Annotated in this window: 12 protein-coding genes; 5 read left to right on the top strand and 7 right to left on the bottom strand. The window is 75.0% G+C overall.

Translation table 11 applies throughout. The annotated features are described in order from the left end of the window. Positions 1-145: 145 nt before the first annotated feature. The 4 genes from trxA to WME83_RS35000 all read right to left on the bottom strand — a co-directional run bounded on the left by trxA (position 146) and on the right by WME83_RS35000 (position 4583). Positions 146-469 (bottom strand): thioredoxin, encoded by a 324-nt coding sequence (gene trxA / locus WME83_RS35015; protein ID WP_437314050.1) that lies wholly within the window; start codon positions 467-469, stop codon positions 146-148. A gap of 164 nt (positions 470-633) precedes the next feature. After that, on the bottom strand, positions 634-1080 hold the full coding sequence (locus tag WME83_RS35010) for an Rrf2 family transcriptional regulator (RefSeq protein WP_437314049.1): 447 nt from the start codon (positions 1078-1080) through the stop codon (positions 634-636). 91 nt (positions 1081-1171) lie between these two features. Beyond that, a complete protein-coding gene (locus WME83_RS35005; RefSeq protein ID WP_437314048.1) occupies positions 1172-2806 on the bottom strand; it encodes a hypothetical protein in 1635 nt (544 codons plus the stop codon). Between the two features lie 322 nt (positions 2807-3128). Next, on the bottom strand, positions 3129-4583 hold the full coding sequence (locus WME83_RS35000; RefSeq protein WP_437314047.1) for a PLP-dependent aminotransferase family protein: 1455 nt from the start codon (positions 4581-4583) through the stop codon (positions 3129-3131). 154 nt (positions 4584-4737) lie between these two features. Here WME83_RS35000 and yedA point away from each other — a divergent pair, with 154 nt between their 5' ends. Together yedA and WME83_RS34990 are read left to right on the top strand one after the other, a co-directional pair. Beyond that, a complete protein-coding gene (yedA, locus tag WME83_RS34995; protein ID WP_437314046.1) occupies positions 4738-5946 on the top strand; it encodes a drug/metabolite exporter YedA in 1209 nt (402 codons plus the stop codon). Between the two features lie 189 nt (positions 5947-6135). Continuing rightward, entirely contained in the window at positions 6136-7200 is a 1065-nt protein-coding gene (locus WME83_RS34990) for an SMP-30/gluconolactonase/LRE family protein (protein WP_437314045.1), read from the top strand. Positions 7201-7237: 37 nt separating this feature from the next. Here the strand turns inward: WME83_RS34990 and WME83_RS34985 are convergent, their stop codons facing one another. Beyond that, on the bottom strand, positions 7238-7525 hold the full coding sequence (locus WME83_RS34985; protein WP_437314044.1) for a hypothetical protein: 288 nt from the start codon (positions 7523-7525) through the stop codon (positions 7238-7240). Between the two features lie 344 nt (positions 7526-7869). Here WME83_RS34985 and WME83_RS34980 point away from each other — a divergent pair, with 344 nt between their 5' ends. From WME83_RS34980 to WME83_RS34970, 3 genes are all read left to right on the top strand, one after another. Further along, positions 7870-10155, top strand: a complete 2286-nt coding sequence (locus WME83_RS34980) for a hypothetical protein (RefSeq protein ID WP_437314043.1) — start codon at positions 7870-7872, stop codon at positions 10153-10155. Between the two features lie 126 nt (positions 10156-10281). Then, positions 10282-10986, top strand: a complete 705-nt coding sequence (locus WME83_RS34975; RefSeq protein ID WP_437314042.1) for a helix-turn-helix transcriptional regulator — start codon at positions 10282-10284, stop codon at positions 10984-10986. 82 nt (positions 10987-11068) lie between these two features. After that, a complete protein-coding gene (locus WME83_RS34970) occupies positions 11069-13351 on the top strand; it encodes a M20/M25/M40 family metallo-hydrolase (RefSeq protein WP_437314041.1) in 2283 nt (760 codons plus the stop codon). A 114-nt stretch (positions 13352-13465) separates the two neighbouring features. On the opposite strand, the gene WME83_RS34965 is transcribed toward WME83_RS34970, so the two are convergent. Together WME83_RS34965 and WME83_RS34960 are read right to left on the bottom strand one after the other, a co-directional pair. Continuing rightward, positions 13466-14284 carry a fibro-slime domain-containing protein gene (locus tag WME83_RS34965; protein ID WP_437314040.1) on the bottom strand — a complete coding sequence of 273 codons (819 nt, stop codon included), beginning with the start codon at positions 14282-14284 and terminating at the stop codon, positions 13466-13468. 224 nt (positions 14285-14508) lie between these two features. Beyond that, positions 14509-15573: a 1-aminocyclopropane-1-carboxylate deaminase/D-cysteine desulfhydrase gene (locus WME83_RS34960; protein ID WP_437314039.1), complete on the bottom strand. Its 1065-nt coding sequence runs from the start codon at positions 15571-15573 to the stop codon at positions 14509-14511. Between the last annotated feature and the right edge of the window lie 31 nt (positions 15574-15604).

The following is a 15604-nucleotide window of genomic DNA, read 5'->3' as shown; positions in this document are numbered from 1 at the left end:
CGCGCGAGATGAAGGTCGATGTCGGGCGCCCGCGCACGGCGCCGCGGCGGCGTCCGCGTCGTGTGTGGGGAGCATCACGACGCGGACGATGCGCGGTCGACCTGCGGTGCGGCGCCGGCGCGGCGCGCTCGGCGAGCGGATGGCGTCAGCGCCCGACGAGCCCGAGCAGCGTCTTCTTGTTCGCGAGGCCGACGTGCCGCCCGAGGGCCTCGCCGTTCTGGAAGGCGACGACGGTGGGGACGCCGCGGATCCCGAAGCGCTTCGTGGCCGCGGGCGACTCGTCGATGTCGAGCTTGACCACCTTCACCTGACCCGCCGTCTCGGCCGCGATCTCATCGACGATCGGCGCGAGACGCTTGCAGGGGCCGCACCAGGACGCGGAGAAGTCCACGAGCACCGGTGTATCGGTCTCCAGGACCTCTTGAGCGAAATTCAGGTCGTTGACTTCGATGACGTTGCTGCTGCCCATGGCGCTGTCCTTTCAGTTCACTCGGAGGCGAGCGCCCCTGGCCGCGATCGCCGGCTCGACGCCGGCCCGGTCTCGACGGCCACGCTCGCATGAACTGTTATAGGCACGGTTTCAGTTTCCGCCAGGGGAGGGGAGGCCGCCGCGCGGGACCGGGCCGGGCGCGATCAGCCGGCCTTGACCGGCGCCGGGGCCGGGCGGCCGAGGTGCTGCGCCCGCAGCGCGATGTCGGCGACGGTCTTCTGCGCGAGGCCGCGCAGCAGCCCTTCGTTGGCCGCCTCGGCGACCTCGTCGAACGCGCGCTGGATGCCCGCCCCGATCGGGCACCTCGCGTTCGGCTCGCACGGGCTCGGCGCGATGGCGCCCTCCGGCTCCACGGCGGCGTACACCTCGCTCAGCCGGATCTTCTTCGCCGGCCGCGCCAGCCGGTAGCCGCCGGCGCGGCCTTCCCGCGCCTCGATGAGCCCGGCCTGCGACAGCCGCGCGAGGATGCGCCGCAGGAACGCCGGGTTCGTGTTGATGCTCGCGGACAGCGCGTCGCTCGCGCAGCTCTCCTCGGTCTGCGCGAGCAGCGCGAGCGCGTGCGTGGCGATGGCGAAGCGACCCGACGACATCGAAAGGGCCTCTCGGAGGTATCTGAGGGTTCCAGCGTCTCGGCTGTCAAGCCTCCGGGGGAGCGGCGCGCCGCGCCGCCGTCCGCCGTCCTCAGGGCGACGGCGATCGGGCCGAGGTGCGGGTCAGCACGAGCGCCTCCCCCTTGCCGTCGGCGAGCCTGAGCTCGATCGACGCGGGGACGGGCGACGCGCCGGCGCAGCGGCTGTCGGACACGACGTGGCGCGCACGGGCGAGCGAGCTCTCCCCGGTCGAGGTGTCGACCAGGCGCAGATCCACGCCGGCGCCCCCGGCGTCGAGCGCCGCGATCACCTCGGCGCACGTGTTCGCCGGGATCTGCAGCGGGAGGATCTTGAGGCGCGAGGCGTCGAGCGCCACCGCCTGCGCCCCGGCGGCCGCCGCGGCGTCGGCGAGGCCGCCGGCGCTCATGCGCCCGAGCAGCCTCGCGGCGGCGAGCGGGTGCGCGACGAGCGCCGGCGGGGCCTTGGGCTCCTTGCGGACCTCCACCGCGAACGGGCCGGGCTGCGCCATCGACTCGACGTCGATCCGGGCGGGGCCGCCGCTCCCGCAGGCGAAGAGCGTCGCCCGCGCGCCGCCCCGGGCGCGGCCGAGGAGGGCGTGCGCGTCGCTCCACAGCTCGGCGAGCACGTCGGCGAGCGGCCTGCCGGCGAGCACGTCGATCCGGGCGCAGCCGGCCGGCAGCTCGATCGGGAGCGTCGTCCGGCTGCCGAGCCGCGCGGCCCCGGTCGACACGCGCGGCGCGCCGTAGCCCCGGCCGGCGAGCGCGCGGCCGTGGTCCGCCCGCACCTCGGCGAGATCGCGGCTCTCGGTCACCCGCTCGATCGGCACGGCCCCGGAGATCTCCGCCTCGGCGCCCGGCTGGGAGCGGCCGACGACCACGGCCACGAGGCCCTGGGTGCCGCGCGAGCGGACCGCGATCGAGAGCTCGATCGAGACCGTCGCGCAGAGGAGCAGCACGCGATCCTGGCCCCGCTCGCGGGCGCGCGCGACGATCCTGCCGGTCTCGTCCTCGGCGACGACCTCGAGCGAGGCGACCTCGTCGCTCGGCGAGACGAGCACGTCGATGCAGCGGCCGCCGTCGAGGGTGGCCCCGATGCGGCTCGCGGTCCTCGAGCCGACGGGCAGCGCGACGCGCCGCACGTCCTCCCAGCGCGCGCCGACGGCGCCGCGGTGCGCGCGGACCTTCGCCTCGAGGCCAGGCCACGACTCGAGCCGCCCGCTCTCGTCGCCGGTCCGGCCGCGCGCGCCGACGGCGCGGGCGACCGCGTCGGCCGCCTTGACCGGGACGCCCTGCACGCCGACGCTGACCGCCCCGGCGCCCGACATGACGCGCGCCATGACGTAGAGCCGCCGCGGGTGCGGGGGGCAGACGAGGATGGAGGCGCGCGCGTCGGCCGCCTCGTCCGTGGAGAAGGCGCTGCCGTCGTCCTCGAAGGCGAACAGGTCGACGTCGCCGATCGTCGGCGAGACGCGCGCCATCGCGAGCATGCACTCGCCGGCGGGCACCTCGACGAAGGCGCCGAGCCGATCGCCGTCGGACGCCATGTCCGCGCCGATCACCCGGAGCGGGCCCGCGCCGGCCTCGGCGGCGCGCCGCGCGTCCCTGCCGAGCAGGGTGCTGCCGTCGATGCGATCCGGGAGCGGGCGCAGCGCCTCGGGCGCCGGCGCGGCCGCCTCGCCGGGCGCGCCGGCGCGGCAGGCGGGCACGGCCGAGAGCAGGGCGGCGAGCGTCCAGGCCGCACGGGCGCGCGACGGGCGGGGCGCGCGCGGGGTGGTCGAGGCGCGGCCCGCGCACGCGGGCTCGGAGGCACGGCGCGCGGAGGACGGGGGCGCGGGCGAACGAAGGGGCGCGGGGTGTCGGGGACGCAAGGTCGTGGGCTCGTCGGGGCGCTCGTGGCGAGCGACGAGGTTCTACTTCAGGGCGGGTACGGCAGCCAGGGCGGGTACGGCAGCCAGGGCGCGCCCGTCAGCGCCGTCGGCCGCGCCGCCGCCGCCGCGAGCGGGCCCGCGCCCCGGGCGCCGCCGCGGATCACCCCTCGGCCGCCTCCGCGCAGAGCCGACCGAGCGTCCGGACCGCGTGCTCGATGAGATCGGTGAACGGGTAGCCGCAGTTCACCCGGATGTAGTTCGAGAACCGGTGCTTGGCCGAGAAGATCGGCCCCGGCGCGACGCTGATGCCGTGCTCGAGCGCGCGCTCGTGCACGTCGAGCGCGCTCGCGCCGGGCGGCAGCTCGACCCAGAGCACGAAGCCGCCGGCGGGGCGCGAGACGCGGGTGCCGGGGGGGAAATGCTCGGCGATCGCCTCGCTCATGCGCGCGACCTGGGCGGCGAGGCGGCGCCGGAGCGTGCGCAGGTGGTGCTCGTACCCGCCGATCTCGAGGAACTCGGCGATCGCCATCTGCGGCAAGGTCGCGCACGCCACGCTCTGCCCGAACTTGAGCTGCTCGACCTCGTCGAGGAAGCGGCCGGGGGCCGTCCAGCCGACCCGGTAGCCCGGCGCCATCGTCTTCGAGAACGACGAGCAGAGCATCACGAGCCCCTTGCGATCGAACGCCTTGGCCGGGCGGGGGCGCACGTCGCCGAAATGCAGGTCGCCGTAGATGTCGTCCTCGATGAGCGGCACCTCGCGGCGCGCGAGCATCGCGACGAGCCGCTCCTTCGCCTCGTCGGGCATGGCGCTGCCGAGCGGGTTGTTGAAGTTCGGGATCGCGAGGCACGCCTTGATGCGGTGGCGGCCCAGCATCTCCTCGAGGACGTCGAGGTCCATGCCCGTGCGGGGGTGCGACGGGACCTCGAGCGCCTTGATGCCGAGGCTCTCGATGAGCTGGAGGAGCCCGTAGTACGCCGGCGACTCCAGCGCGACCGTGTCGCCGCGGCGCGCGACCGCGCGCAGGCAGAGGTGGAGCGCCTCCATGGCGCCGACCGTGGTCACGATGTCGTCGGCCGAGAGCGCGACGCCCCACTCGACCGAGCGCCGGGCGATCTGCCGCCGCAGCGCCGGCAGGCCGGGCGGCGGATCGTACGAGACGCCGGCGCCGCCCGCGCTCCGCGCGATCGCGCTGAGGATCCGGTTCAGCTTGTCGGTCGGCAGGAGATCGGGGCTCGGGCACGCCGCGCCGAACGGGACGATGTGCGGGTCCCGGCAGGCCCGGTAGACCTTGGAGACGAGGCTCTTCACGCTGACGCGCGTGGCGGTGGTGCAGGCGCGCGCGGCCCGCGGCTCGGGGAGCGCCGAGACCCGGCGGGCGCGGACGTAGTGACCCGACTGCGGGCGCGCCTCGATGAGCCCCCGGTTCTCGAGCTGCAGGTACGCCTGGAGCACGGTCGCGACGCTGACCCCCTGCTGCCGGCTGAGCCGCCGCACCGACGGGATCCGGTCGCCGGGCCGCAGCGTGCCGCGCGCGATCAGATCGGCGATGTGGGCGGCGACGCGATCGTAGAGGTGGGCCTCGTCCTCGGCTTCGATGGGCGCCTGCGCCTGCACGGAGACGATTGTACAACCGGGCGGGCGCTGCGGTACCGGTACAGCCGGCCGGCGTGAGGACCAGCACAGTTGCCCGTTCGGCGAACTGTACCGGCCTCAATGCCGGGCGGACTGCCTCTGTGCCGGTCGCCCGCTTGAGCCCAAGCTCTGCGGCATGAAATTGACCTCACTTGTTCCGGAGGCGCGGTCGCGCCTCCGAGAGTCGTCGCGGATCGAGCTTGGGAAGGGGGGGCTGTGGACGCACCGCTTGCGGGGCGGTCCGCTGCTCCTGAGCTGCACCGCCGGCTCTGTCTGGATCACCCGGGAGGGTGAGCCGAACGACGTGGTGCTGGAGGCGGGGGCCAGCTATGGCGGCGAGGGGCGCGGGCTCCTCGTGGTGGAGGCGCTCGAGCCCGCGCAGATCGCGGTGGCCGCGGGCGAGGCGAGGCGGACGGCGCGCGCGGCGCTCGAGCGCGCGCGCGCGGCGCTCGCGGGGGCGCGGGGGAGCTGGCTCGTGCTCCTCTCGCTCGCCGCGCTGTACCTGATCTGGGGCTCGACGTACCTGGCGGTCTCGATCGCGCTGGAGACGCTGCCGCCGTTCCTGCTGGCCGGGGTGCGCTTCGTGACGGCGGGCGCGCTGCTCTACGGCGTGCTCCGGCTGCGCGGGGTCCCGCGCCCGACCCTGCGGCAGTGGGGCGCGGCGGCGCGGGTCGGGGTGCTGCTGCTCGTCTTCGGCAACGGGCTGGTGGTCGTCTCGCAGCAGTGGGTGAGCTCCGGCGTCGCCGCGGTCGTGGTGTCCACGATGCCGCTCTGGCTGGCGCTGTTCACCACGGTGCGGGTCGGGCGCGGCGAGGGCGCGTCCGCCGGGGCCCCGGAGGTCTCCCGGGGCGAGTGGCTCGGGCTCCTCGTCGGGTTCGCGGGCGCGGCGCTGCTCCACCTCGGCGGCGACCTCCACGCCGCGCACGTCGGGGCGCTGCTCGTCGTGCTGGCCCCCGTGGCGTGGGCGCTCGGCTCGCTGTACAGCCGCACGCTGCCGCTGCCGGCCGGGTCGATGGCGGTCGCGGCGGAGATGCTGGCGGGCGGCGCGGTGATGCTCGGGATCAGCGCGCTCGCGGGCGAGCGCCTCGCGGCGCCGCCGTCGGCGCGGTCGCTCCTCGCCCTCGGCTACCTGACGGTGTTCGGGTCGATCGTGGCGCTCAGCGCGTACACGTTCCTGCTCCGGAGCACGCGCCCGGCGATCGCGACGAGCTACGCCTACGTGAACCCGATCGTCGCCATCGCGCTCGGCATCCTGCTCGGCGGCGAGCGCGCGTCCGCGACGACGTGGGCGGCGGCCGCGATCGTCGGCGCCGGCGTCATCATCGTCTCCCGCTCCCGTCACTAGAGCGGGTGCCCCCCCGCTCTGTCTTCCTTTGGGGCAGCGCGGGGGGCGGAAGTGCCTCCTCAACCGAGCAGCGTGCCGCGAGCTGCGGCGATCGAGGGGCTGCTTTCGGGCGCCGCGCGGCGCGAGCGCCGTCGACCGTAGGCAATGCGGGAGGCGACGTGTAGTGTGCGGCGCGAGGAGGAGAGGTAGATGAAGCGAGGTTACCGGCTGCTCGGATGGGCGCTGCTCCTTTCCAGTGCGCCTCCGGCGTGCGGCGGCGACATCGGCGGGGCGACCAGCGCGACGTCGGGCAGCGGGGCGGGCACGACGTCGAGCAGCGCGAGCTCGGGCAGCGGGGGCGGCGGGGGCGGCGAGGGCGGGCGCGGCGGCGAAGGCGGCGGCGATGGGGGCGCGGGCGTCGGCGCGGGGCCGACGGGGGAGTGCGCGGCGGTCGCGCCGGGGCCGTTCGAGCCGACGCGGATCACGGACGTGTTCAGCGGCAGCGAGGACTTCGCGTTCGATGGCCAGGGCTACCTCGTCGCCAAGCAGGGGCCGAACCTCGTTCGCTACGAGGCCTCGGGCCATACCTCGAACTTCGCGTCCCTGCCGGGCAACGTGCTCGGGCTGCGGTACCGACCCGACGGGACCCTCGTGGCCGCGCGGCCCGGCATGGGCGACGTCGTCCAGATCTCGGCGACCGGCATCGTCATCGATTACGTGAAGGGCCTCCAGGAGCCGAACGGCCTCGCTCCGGACGCCGACGGCAACGTCTGGGCGACCGACCTCGCCGCCGGCCGCGTGCTCCGCCTCAACCCGGACGCCACGGTCGACGAGATCGCGAGCGGCGCCCCCGAGGTGAGCCAGCCGAACGGAATCGCCTTCGATCCGGCGCGAAAGGCCGTGTTCTACACCAACGCCGCCGCCGGCGAGATCCGCAGGATCGACCTCGCCGACCTCGGCGCGCGGCCCTCGCTCGTGGCGACGATCGCGTCGGCCACGCTCGACGGGCTCGCCCTCGACACGTGCGGTCACCTCTACACGATCGATAACAAGGACAGAGAGCTCTACCGCGTGCGGCTCGACGCGGGCGGGGCGGCCGTGGGAGAGCCGGAGCTCCTGGCGAGCTTTCCGACCGGGGTCGCCAATGCGCAGTTCGGATCGGGCCCCGGCTTCGCGGCGAGGACCCTTTATGTCGGGGGCGCGGCCGGCTCGATCTACGCCGTCGCGGTCGGCATCGGCGGCGCGCCGGTCCCCGCGCCGCCGGAAGCGCCCTGATGAGCGCTCCTCGGCGGCGCGCCGGCTCGGCGGCGGTTCAGCGGGCGCCCTCGACCGCGGCCACGTCACCCTTCTTGAGCTTCTCTTGAAGCTCGCCGAGCCTCCCCGCCGTCCGGTCCAGGACGCGCGCGGCCTGCTCGAGCGCGGTCCGCCCATACCCGATCGCCACCCCTGCCCAGGACGTGCCCCGCTCGCGCAGCGTCTCGATGAAAGGCGCCTTGGTCGCCGGCGCCGTGGCGCTCGCGTCGGCCTGAGGCGCATGCGCGGCGCTCCCGTTCACGCTGTTCTCGACCTTCGGCTCCGTGATGCTCTGGGTCTCACTCATGATCTGCCTCCCACCTCGGTTGGTCCCCCCGCGACGGACGCGGGCGTACAGAAACGATCCATCGAGCACAGGCCGACCGTCCTCGCGCATCGCCCGCTCTCGCGAGAACGCAAGATGCGATGTGCACTGGAACGAGGGCCCCGCCGCGCGGCCATGCCAGCCAACAGACCCACGCTGTGGCCTCGTCGGAAGCACAAACGCGACGCAACGACACTGCGACGCGACGCGTTAACTGTCAAGGCCTCATGTCGATTTTGTTGCAGTCGTTTTTCGCTAGGCTGTTTGATGAGGACGCTGCGGCGGCCATCGCGTTCGCTCGGCAGGTCAACGAAGGGAGTCTCCCTATGTCGCTAGCGCGCTGGAACAAGGCCGCGCCTCCAAGGCTCTTCTGGTTCCTCGTGGTGCTGTTGCTGCTCGCCGTCCCCTCGCTCGCGCTCGCGCAGGCGCCGGCCGAGGCGACGGCGGCGCCTGCTGCGGGCGCGGCGCCCGCGGCGCCCGCGTCGAAGGCCGCCGCGACGCCGGCGCACGCGTCTGCGCCGCCGCCGGACTCATGGGCAGGTCAGCTGGAGACGCTCTCGCGCTGGGTCGACCTGCGCCGCGGCCCGGGGCGATGCGAGGAGCGCTGTTACGCGCTCGACCGGCTGCGCATCACCGGCGCGGTGGGCGAGGGGCCGCTCCAGTTCGAGCTCTCGGGCGGCGTGCTCGCGGACGGCCCGGTGGCGGTGCCGCTCTTCGGGCCGCCGGCGCACGTCCGCATCGAGGCCATCCTCGACGACGGACGGCCCGCGTCGCGCCGCGAGGCCGCGCCGATCAGCTTCGAGAACGACCATTACTACCTCTGGACCGCCGCGCGCCGCTTCGTGCTCCGGGGCACGCTGTCGCTCGAGGGCGATCTCACGCTGCTCGTGGCCGGCCCGCTCAACACGTTCGAGGCCGACGTCACCGGCGGCTCGGTCGCGGAGGGCGCGCTGCTCTCGGGCCTCTCGGGGGCGACGCTCCACTTCACCCGCGACGGGGGCGCGGCGGCGCAGAGCGCGGGCCCCACGGTCTTCCAGCTCTCGCGCGCGGTGCGCGTCGGCCGGGAGATCGGCTTCGAGTACCGGCTCGTGCTGCGGTCGGGCACCGATCTCGGCGTGGTGCGCCTGCCGCTCGCCTTCGGGGAGAAGGTGCTCGACGTCTCCGGCGCGAGCGGCTTCCGGGTCGAGGGCGAGGAGCTCGTGCTGCCCACCTCGGGCCGCACCGCCGAGGTGACGATCTCGGGCACGCTCCCGAAGGTCGGCGTCTTCTCGCCCGACCCGCGCTCGGCCTACGAGTGGTGGCTGTTCGAGTCGGACGCCGAGCACCGGCTCACCGTGAAGGGCGACGCTCGCCAGGTCGACGCCGCCGAGTCGCCGATCCCGCGGACCCAGGCGACGTCGCGCCTGCTGCTGGTCCAGCGCGGGCAGCGCGTCGAGGTCGCGGTCGAGCCGCTCGCGGGCGTCGAGGTGCTCGCCGCGGTGGTGCGCGAGCACCGCCGCGCCCTGATCCTGACCGAGCGCGGCGACCTCGTGGCCGACGACGAGCTGACCTACGAGAACAACGGGATCGACTACCTGCCCTACGCGCCCGGCGGGCGGCCGATCTTCCTCGCCACGGACGGCAAGGCGCAGCGGATCATGCACCAGGGCGCGGCCGCGGAGGAGGTCCTCGTGCCCCTGCAGACGGGGAGCCACAGGATCCAGGTGCAGTCGCTGGGGCAGGCCGCGGTGCGCCCGCTCGGCGGATCGCTGGAGCTGCCGATGCCGCGCTACTCGCTCACCGCGAGCGAGGTGGCGCTCACGGTCGGGCTGCCCGAGCGCGTGGTGCCGCTCGCGCTGCTCGGCGGCGACCGGCCGGTGTGGTTCGCGGACGCGGGCGACGCCGTCGCCGTGGCGATCGGCTTCGTGGCGGCGTGGATCGCCGTCCGCCCCGGCGGGGCGCGGAGCCGCGCGCGCCTGCGCGCGCTGCGCGCGCTGGGCGGGCTGATCATGGCGGGCCTGTGGTTCGTGGCGCCCGCCACGTTCGTGGCGATCCTGGTCGGGATCGCCACGGCCGGGGCGGCGTGGCTCGTGGGCCGGCTCTTCCGGGGCACGAGCCGCGCGGTCGCGATGGTGGTGCTGCTCGGCGCGGGCGGCCTCGCGCTCCTCATCGGGCTCTTCGCGGTCTCGGCGGGGCGCTACCGGTCGGAGCGGTGGAACTCGTACGAATCGGCGATGGCGCCGGCCGCGGCCCCGCGCGCCGTCAAGGGCGAGGAGCCGTCCAAGGGCGGCGGCGCGCTCGCGCCCGGCGGCGCCGTGCTGGAGGGCGTGACGCCGGTGGCGCTGTCGCTCCCGGACTACGAGCGGTCCGTCCAGGCGAGCCGCGAGCTCGTCACGCGCGATCGCGCCTTCCGCCCCGTGCTCATTTACACGACGACCTCGGCGCTCGTGCCGCTCGCGCTGCTGTGGCTGGCCGGGGCGACGGTCCTCCTCGCCGCGCACCGCGCGCCGCTCACGGAGCTCTACCAGCGCGCGGCCGCGCGCCTGTCGCGCCGGCCCGAGGACGAGGACGTCGACCGGCCCGGGGGCGGCAGGCCGCAGGGCGGCCCGAGGCCCGCGTCGCCGCTCGGCTGAGGCGGAGCCCGGGCGCCGCGCCGGCCCGCCGGCGCGGATCGACGCTCCTGACAGCGCGCTGTCAGGAGCCCCGGGCTAGGCTCCCTCCACGCTCCTCGCGGCCGCGCCCGGGAGAGGAGCGCCACCATGCGGAGAGCCGACCGACTGTTCCAGATCGTCCAGCAGCTGCGCCGCCGCCGCATCACGACGGCCGCGCGCCTCTCCGAGGAGCTCGAGGTCTCGGAGCGGACCATCTACCGCGACATCCGCGATCTCATCGCGTCGGGCGTGCCGATCGAGGGCGAGGCCGGCGTCGGTTACGCCCTGCCCCGCGGCTTCGATCTGCCGCCGCTCATGTTCCAGGACGACGAGATCGAGGCGCTCGTTCTCGGCGCGCGGATGGTGGAGAGCTGGTCCGATCCGGCGCTCGTACGCGCCGCGAGGCGCGCCCTCGAGAAGATCGAGGCGGCGCTGCCCGAGCGCCTCCGGCCCAGGGTCGCGGCGAGCGCGCTGTTCGCGCCGAGCTACCACATCCCGGAGGGCGCCACGGCGCACCTCGCCGAGCTGCGCGCCGCGGTCGGCGAGCGCCGCAAGATCCGCTTCGGCTACGCGCGCGAGGACGGCGCCCGCTCGACGAGGACGGCGCTCCCGCTGGGGCTCTTCTTCATGGGCACCTGCTGGTCGCTCGCCGCCTGGTGCGAGCTGCGCGCCGAGTTCCGCAGCTTCCGCCTCGATCGCATGCACGGCCTCGAGGCGCTCGACGAGCGCTTCGAGGAGGCGGAGGGCCGGACGCTGGACGACTTCTTCCGGTTCCGGCAGGCCGAGGCGAGGAACGATCGAGGCCATCGGTGACCGGCGAGGCGCGCCCGTCGCGCCGTGGGAGCGGCGCGGCCGCGCGCTCCGCGCCGCCGCGGATCGGTGGTACGACCGCCGCATGGCGTGGTCGCCCCGTCTCGCCGTGGCCCTCGCGCTCCTCGCGCTGGTCGCGCTCCGCATCGCGCAGCTGAGCCCTCCGAGCGTCGTCCCGCGAAGCGCCCCGCCCGACGTGTTCTCGGCCGAGCGGGCCAGGGCGCACCTCCTCGAGATCGCCGCCGAGCCGCGCCCCACGGGCTCGGCGGGGCACCGGCGGGCGCGCGAGTACCTGCTCGCGCAGCTCGCGGCGCTCGGCGTGCAGGCGGAGGTCCAGCGCACCTCCGTGCTCAGCCGGCAGTGGGGCCTGCCGTACGACGCCGCGCACGTCGAGAACGTCCTGGCGCGGCTGCCGGGCGCGGACAGCACCCGGTCGGTCGCGCTCGTCGCGCACTACGACTCGGTGCCCGGCAGCCCGGGGGCCGCCGACGACGGCAGCGGCGTGGCGGCGCTGCTCGAGACGCTGCGCGCGCTGAAGAGCGGCCCCCCGCTGCGCAACGACGTGCTGCTCCTGTTCACGGACGCGGAGGAGGGGGGCGTCCTCGGCGGCAAGGCGTTCATGGACGAGCACCCGTTGCGCGGCGAGATCGGGATCGCGCTCAACTTCGACGCCCGCGGGGCCGGCGGCGTGGTCGCGATGTTCGAGACCGGGCCCGGGGACGCGTTCCCCGTCCGCGAGCTCGCCCGCGCCGCGCCGCTGCCGATCGCGTCGTCGCTCTTCCCCGAGGTCGCGCGGCGCCTGGGCCACAGCACCGATTTCAGCGTCTTCAAGCGGGCCGGCATCCCCGGGCTGAACTTCGCCTTCAGCGACGACGCCGCGCACTACCACACGCCGTCCGATACGGTGGACAACCTCGATCTCCGGAGCGTGCAGCACGCCGGAGACTACGCGCTGTCGCTCGCGCGCCGCTTCGGCGGGCTCGACCTGCGGCGCCCCGACCGCGAGGACGCGGTGTACTTCAACACCTGGGGCGCCCACGTCGTCTCCCACCCGATCGGCTGGGTGATCCCGATCGCCGCGCTCGTCGTCGGCCTGTTCGCCGGCGCCGCGGCGCTCGCGCGGCGCCGGCGGCGCGCATCGCTCGGCGGTATCCTCGCGGGCTCGCTCGCCTTTCTGGCGCTGCTCGCCGGCGCCGCCGGGGCGGTGGGCGGGCTCGGGTGGCTCCTCCGGCGCGTCCACACGGCGCTGCGGGCCATGCCGTTCGAGCCGTACAACGCGCCCGCGTTCCGGATCGCGCTCGCCCTCGCCGCGCTCGCGGTCTCGGCGGCGGGCTACCGGCTCTTCCGGCGGCGGCTCGGGGCCTGCGAGCTCGCCCTCGGCGCGCTGCTCGTGTGGCTCTCGCTCCTCGCCGGGGCGAGCCTCTTCATGCCGGGCGCGAGCTTCTACTTCGCCTGGCCGCTCGCGTCCGCGCTGGTCGGCGTCGTGGCGGTGGCGATCCGGCGCGGCGACGCCCCGCCCACGCTCGGCGACGCGGCGCTCCTCGTCGCGACCGCGGCGCCGGCGGTCGCGCTGGCCGTGCCGGGCCCGTACCTGCTCTTCGTCGCGCTGGGCCTGCCGATGGCGGCGGCGCCGGCCCTGGCCGTCGCGCTCGTGTTCGGGCTCTTCCTGCCGCACGCCGAGCTGCTCGGCGGCGGCGCCTCGCGGCGGCTCGCGCTCGCCTTCGCCCTGCCGGGCCTCGCCGCGCTCGCCGCGGCCTGCGCGACCCTCGGCTTCACCGAGGCCGAGCCCCGGCCGGCGAGCCTCGCGTACGCGCTCGACGCCGGCGGGAAGGCCCACTGGCTCTCGGCCGACCGGGACCTCGACCCGTGGACCGCCGAGTACTTCCCGGCCGGGCGCGCGCAGGCGCCCTCGTTCGCGGTGCCGTACGTGCGCGTGGCCCGCCAGAGCGAGGCGCCGGCCCTCGCCCTGCCGCCGCCCTCGCTCGCGGTGCTCGGCGACGCGACGGGCGGCGGCGTGCGGTCGCTCCGGCTGCGCATCGCCTCGCCCCGGGGAGCCCCCTGGCTGCTCGCCGAGGTGGCGTCCCCCACGGCGGTGATCCGCGCGGTGGTGGACGGGCGGCGCGTGGAGGAGCCGGCCCGCGGGGCGGGGCGGGACGAGCGCTGGGGCTTCACCTACATGGGCCTGCCGCCGGAAGGCATCGAGTGGTCGCTGGAGATCGAGGACGCGGGGCCGATCGAGATCCGGTTGTTGGACCAGACGTACGAGCTCCCGCGCGAGCTCGCGCCCGGGTCGCGGCCGAAGGAGACCATGGGGGTGCCGTACCGGCTCGCGGATTCGACGTTCGTGCGCGGGTCGTTCTGGCTTTAGCCCCGCGCCGCCGCGCCGTCACGAGAGAGAGAAGGAACCACAGAGGCACAGAGAGCGCAGAGGGAGATCAATGATCTCTGTGCCTCCACGGTTCAAATCCTTCCACGGGCGCGCTCAGTCGACGAAGATGGGCTCGCAGTTGGTGAACGCGAGCGTCGACTGGATCTTGAAGTTCGACTCGTTCGTGTGCCGCTCGGCGTGGAAGAAGTCGAGCGGATACTCCTGGCCGGGCGTGATCCCGAGCTCGCTCGCCATCGCGTCGAGGTCGAGCTCGTCGGACTGCGGGCTGTGGAGGCCGCCGAGATCGATGGCGAGCCGGTTGTTGATGAAGACCCAGAGATCGTCGTCGCCGGAGAACGAGAATTCCTCGCCACCTCTGTAGACGAACTTCATGTGGAGCTCGAACGTGAAGTGGAAGTTGTGCTCCCTCCGCTCGTTCCCGAAGCCCTCCCCGTCGATGGGGAAGAAGGCCCGGTTGTCGTAGGTGGCAAGGCCGTTCCCGTCGACCGTGGGCGTGATGGTGAACTGGATCGGCATGTTCACGCCGTCGACGTCGCGGTACCACTGATCGAACTCGGCCGGCCCGGTCGTGTGCTCGGTGCCGCCCCGGTGCGCATAGACGGGCTTCTGGTCCGGGCCCAGCTCGCGCTCGACGATGCCCTTCAGGCCTTGGCCCGTGAACGTCTCGAAGTCGGGGTGCCCCTCGCCGCCGTCGTAGGCGCGGAAGTCGCGCACGATGCCCGTGAGGTTCGCGTCGCACCCGCTGCCGCTGCCGGCGCCGCTGCCCGCGCCCGGCCCCCCCGTCACACCGCTCCCGATGTCGTCGCCGCCCGTGGGCGCGCCCGCGCCTGCCCCGTTGCCGGAGCTGTCCCCGGAGCCGCTCGACCCGCCGTCGCTGCCGCCACAGGCGACCCCGGCCAGGACCAGCATCATTGCGAGCGGAGCACACCAATTCGATTGCCGCGGCTGAAGCATGCGAAGACTCCTTCTGATCGTGAGTTGCGCGCGAGGGGCGCCCGGGCAGCCAAACCAAACACAGGCCGAGGGCGCAAGGGAGCGAGCGATCTTATCCCGCCGCCATCGCTGATCGAATCATAAAATCGTGACGATGCGACAGCGCGGTACGTCCGCCGGAGATGCGCTGAGCTGTGGGGCATTCACCGAGCGTCGCCGCCACAGTGGGCGCCGAGCCGCCGCGACAGCGCGGCCGGGAGGCGGTCGCAAAAGCCGGGAGCGCGGGGCAGGGGCTCGCGCCGCGCGGTCAGCCAGAAGAGCGCGGGGCCGAGCCGGCGACGTCGCGCGTCGGCCATGAGCGCGGCCATGGCCTTGCCGGTGTACACCGGCTCCAGCGAGAGGCCCTCGGCCGCGAGCGCCTCGCAGGCCGCGAGCGATTCGGGCGTCGGGGAGCCGTACCCGCGGCCGAGGTAGCCGTGAACGAGGTCGATCGGCGCCGCGGCGGGCACCGGCCAGGCGCCCTTCCGCGCGAGCAGGGCGCGGAGCTCGGCCGTGAGGGCGCGGAGGCGGAGGCGCGAGGCGAGGAGGCGCTCGACCACGGCGACGGCGACGACCCGGGACCGCAGGCCGCCGAGCGCGAGCCCGACGGCGAGCCCGGCGGCGGTGCCGCCGGAGCCGAGCGGGACGTAGACGCGCTCGGGCTCGGGGAGCTCGCCCGCGCGCACCTGCGCGCAGAGCTCGAGCGCGGCGCGCGCGACGCCCACCATGCCGAGCGCCGAGGTGGCGCCGAGCGGCACGATGGCCGCGCCGTCGCCGTCCCACGCGCGGAGCGGCAGGAACAGCGACGGGCGCGCGAGCGCGAGCTCGAGGCGCGAGGGATAGAAGCGGATCGAGGTCGGCCCCGAGGCGATGAACGCGAGGTTGTCGATCACGCTCCTCGACAGGTCGGTCCAGAACAGGTGCGCGTGCACCCGCCGGCCGAGCCGCTCCGCCGCGGCGGCGAGCGCCGCGAGGTTGCCCGAGCCGATGCCGCCCGCCGCGGACCACGCCGCCGCGGTCGAGAGCGGGGAGGCGGCGAGCACGTAGTCGAGCTTCCGCATCTTCATCCCGCCGTGGGCGGGCTCGCAGAGATCGTCGCGCTTGACGCCGAGGTAATCGAGGCCCAGCGCGGCGGCGAGCCGCGGCAGCGCCTCGACCGGCGAGGGGGCGTCGATCCAGCCGAGCCGGGGAATGCGATCGATCGTCCGGAGGGCGGCTGCGTCGCGCATCGAGGGCACCTCGCGAAGGGGCGTCGACGAT

This window comes from Sorangium sp. So ce385 (genome assembly GCF_051474135.1).
GTDB lineage: Bacteria > Myxococcota_A > Polyangia > Polyangiales > Polyangiaceae > Sorangium > Sorangium cellulosum_D.
This window is presented reverse-complemented; position numbering and strand designations above follow the sequence as displayed.

Bases quoted from the DNA above. Each gene is read 5' to 3' on its own strand.
- trxA (WP_437314050.1), bottom strand. From the start codon at position 469: ATGGGCAGCAGCAACGTCATCGAAGTCAACGACCTGAATTTCGCTCAA.
- WME83_RS35010 (WP_437314049.1), bottom strand. From the start codon at position 1,080: ATGTCGTCGGGTCGCTTCGCCATCGCCACGCACGCGCTCGCGCTGCTC.
- yedA (WP_437314046.1), top strand. From the start codon at position 4,738: ATGAAATTGACCTCACTTGTTCCGGAGGCGCGGTCGCGCCTCCGAGAG.
- WME83_RS34990 (WP_437314045.1), top strand. From the start codon at position 6,136: ATGAAGCGAGGTTACCGGCTGCTCGGATGGGCGCTGCTCCTTTCCAGT.
- WME83_RS34985 (WP_437314044.1), bottom strand. From the start codon at position 7,525: ATGAGTGAGACCCAGAGCATCACGGAGCCGAAGGTCGAGAACAGCGTG.
- WME83_RS34980 (WP_437314043.1), top strand. From the start codon at position 7,870: ATGTCGCTAGCGCGCTGGAACAAGGCCGCGCCTCCAAGGCTCTTCTGG.
- WME83_RS34975 (WP_437314042.1), top strand. From the start codon at position 10,282: ATGCGGAGAGCCGACCGACTGTTCCAGATCGTCCAGCAGCTGCGCCGC.
- WME83_RS34970 (WP_437314041.1), top strand. From the start codon at position 11,069: ATGGCGTGGTCGCCCCGTCTCGCCGTGGCCCTCGCGCTCCTCGCGCTG.
- WME83_RS34965 (WP_437314040.1), bottom strand. From the start codon at position 14,284: ATGATGCTGGTCCTGGCCGGGGTCGCCTGTGGCGGCAGCGACGGCGGG.
- WME83_RS34960 (WP_437314039.1), bottom strand. From the start codon at position 15,573: ATGCGCGACGCAGCCGCCCTCCGGACGATCGATCGCATTCCCCGGCTC.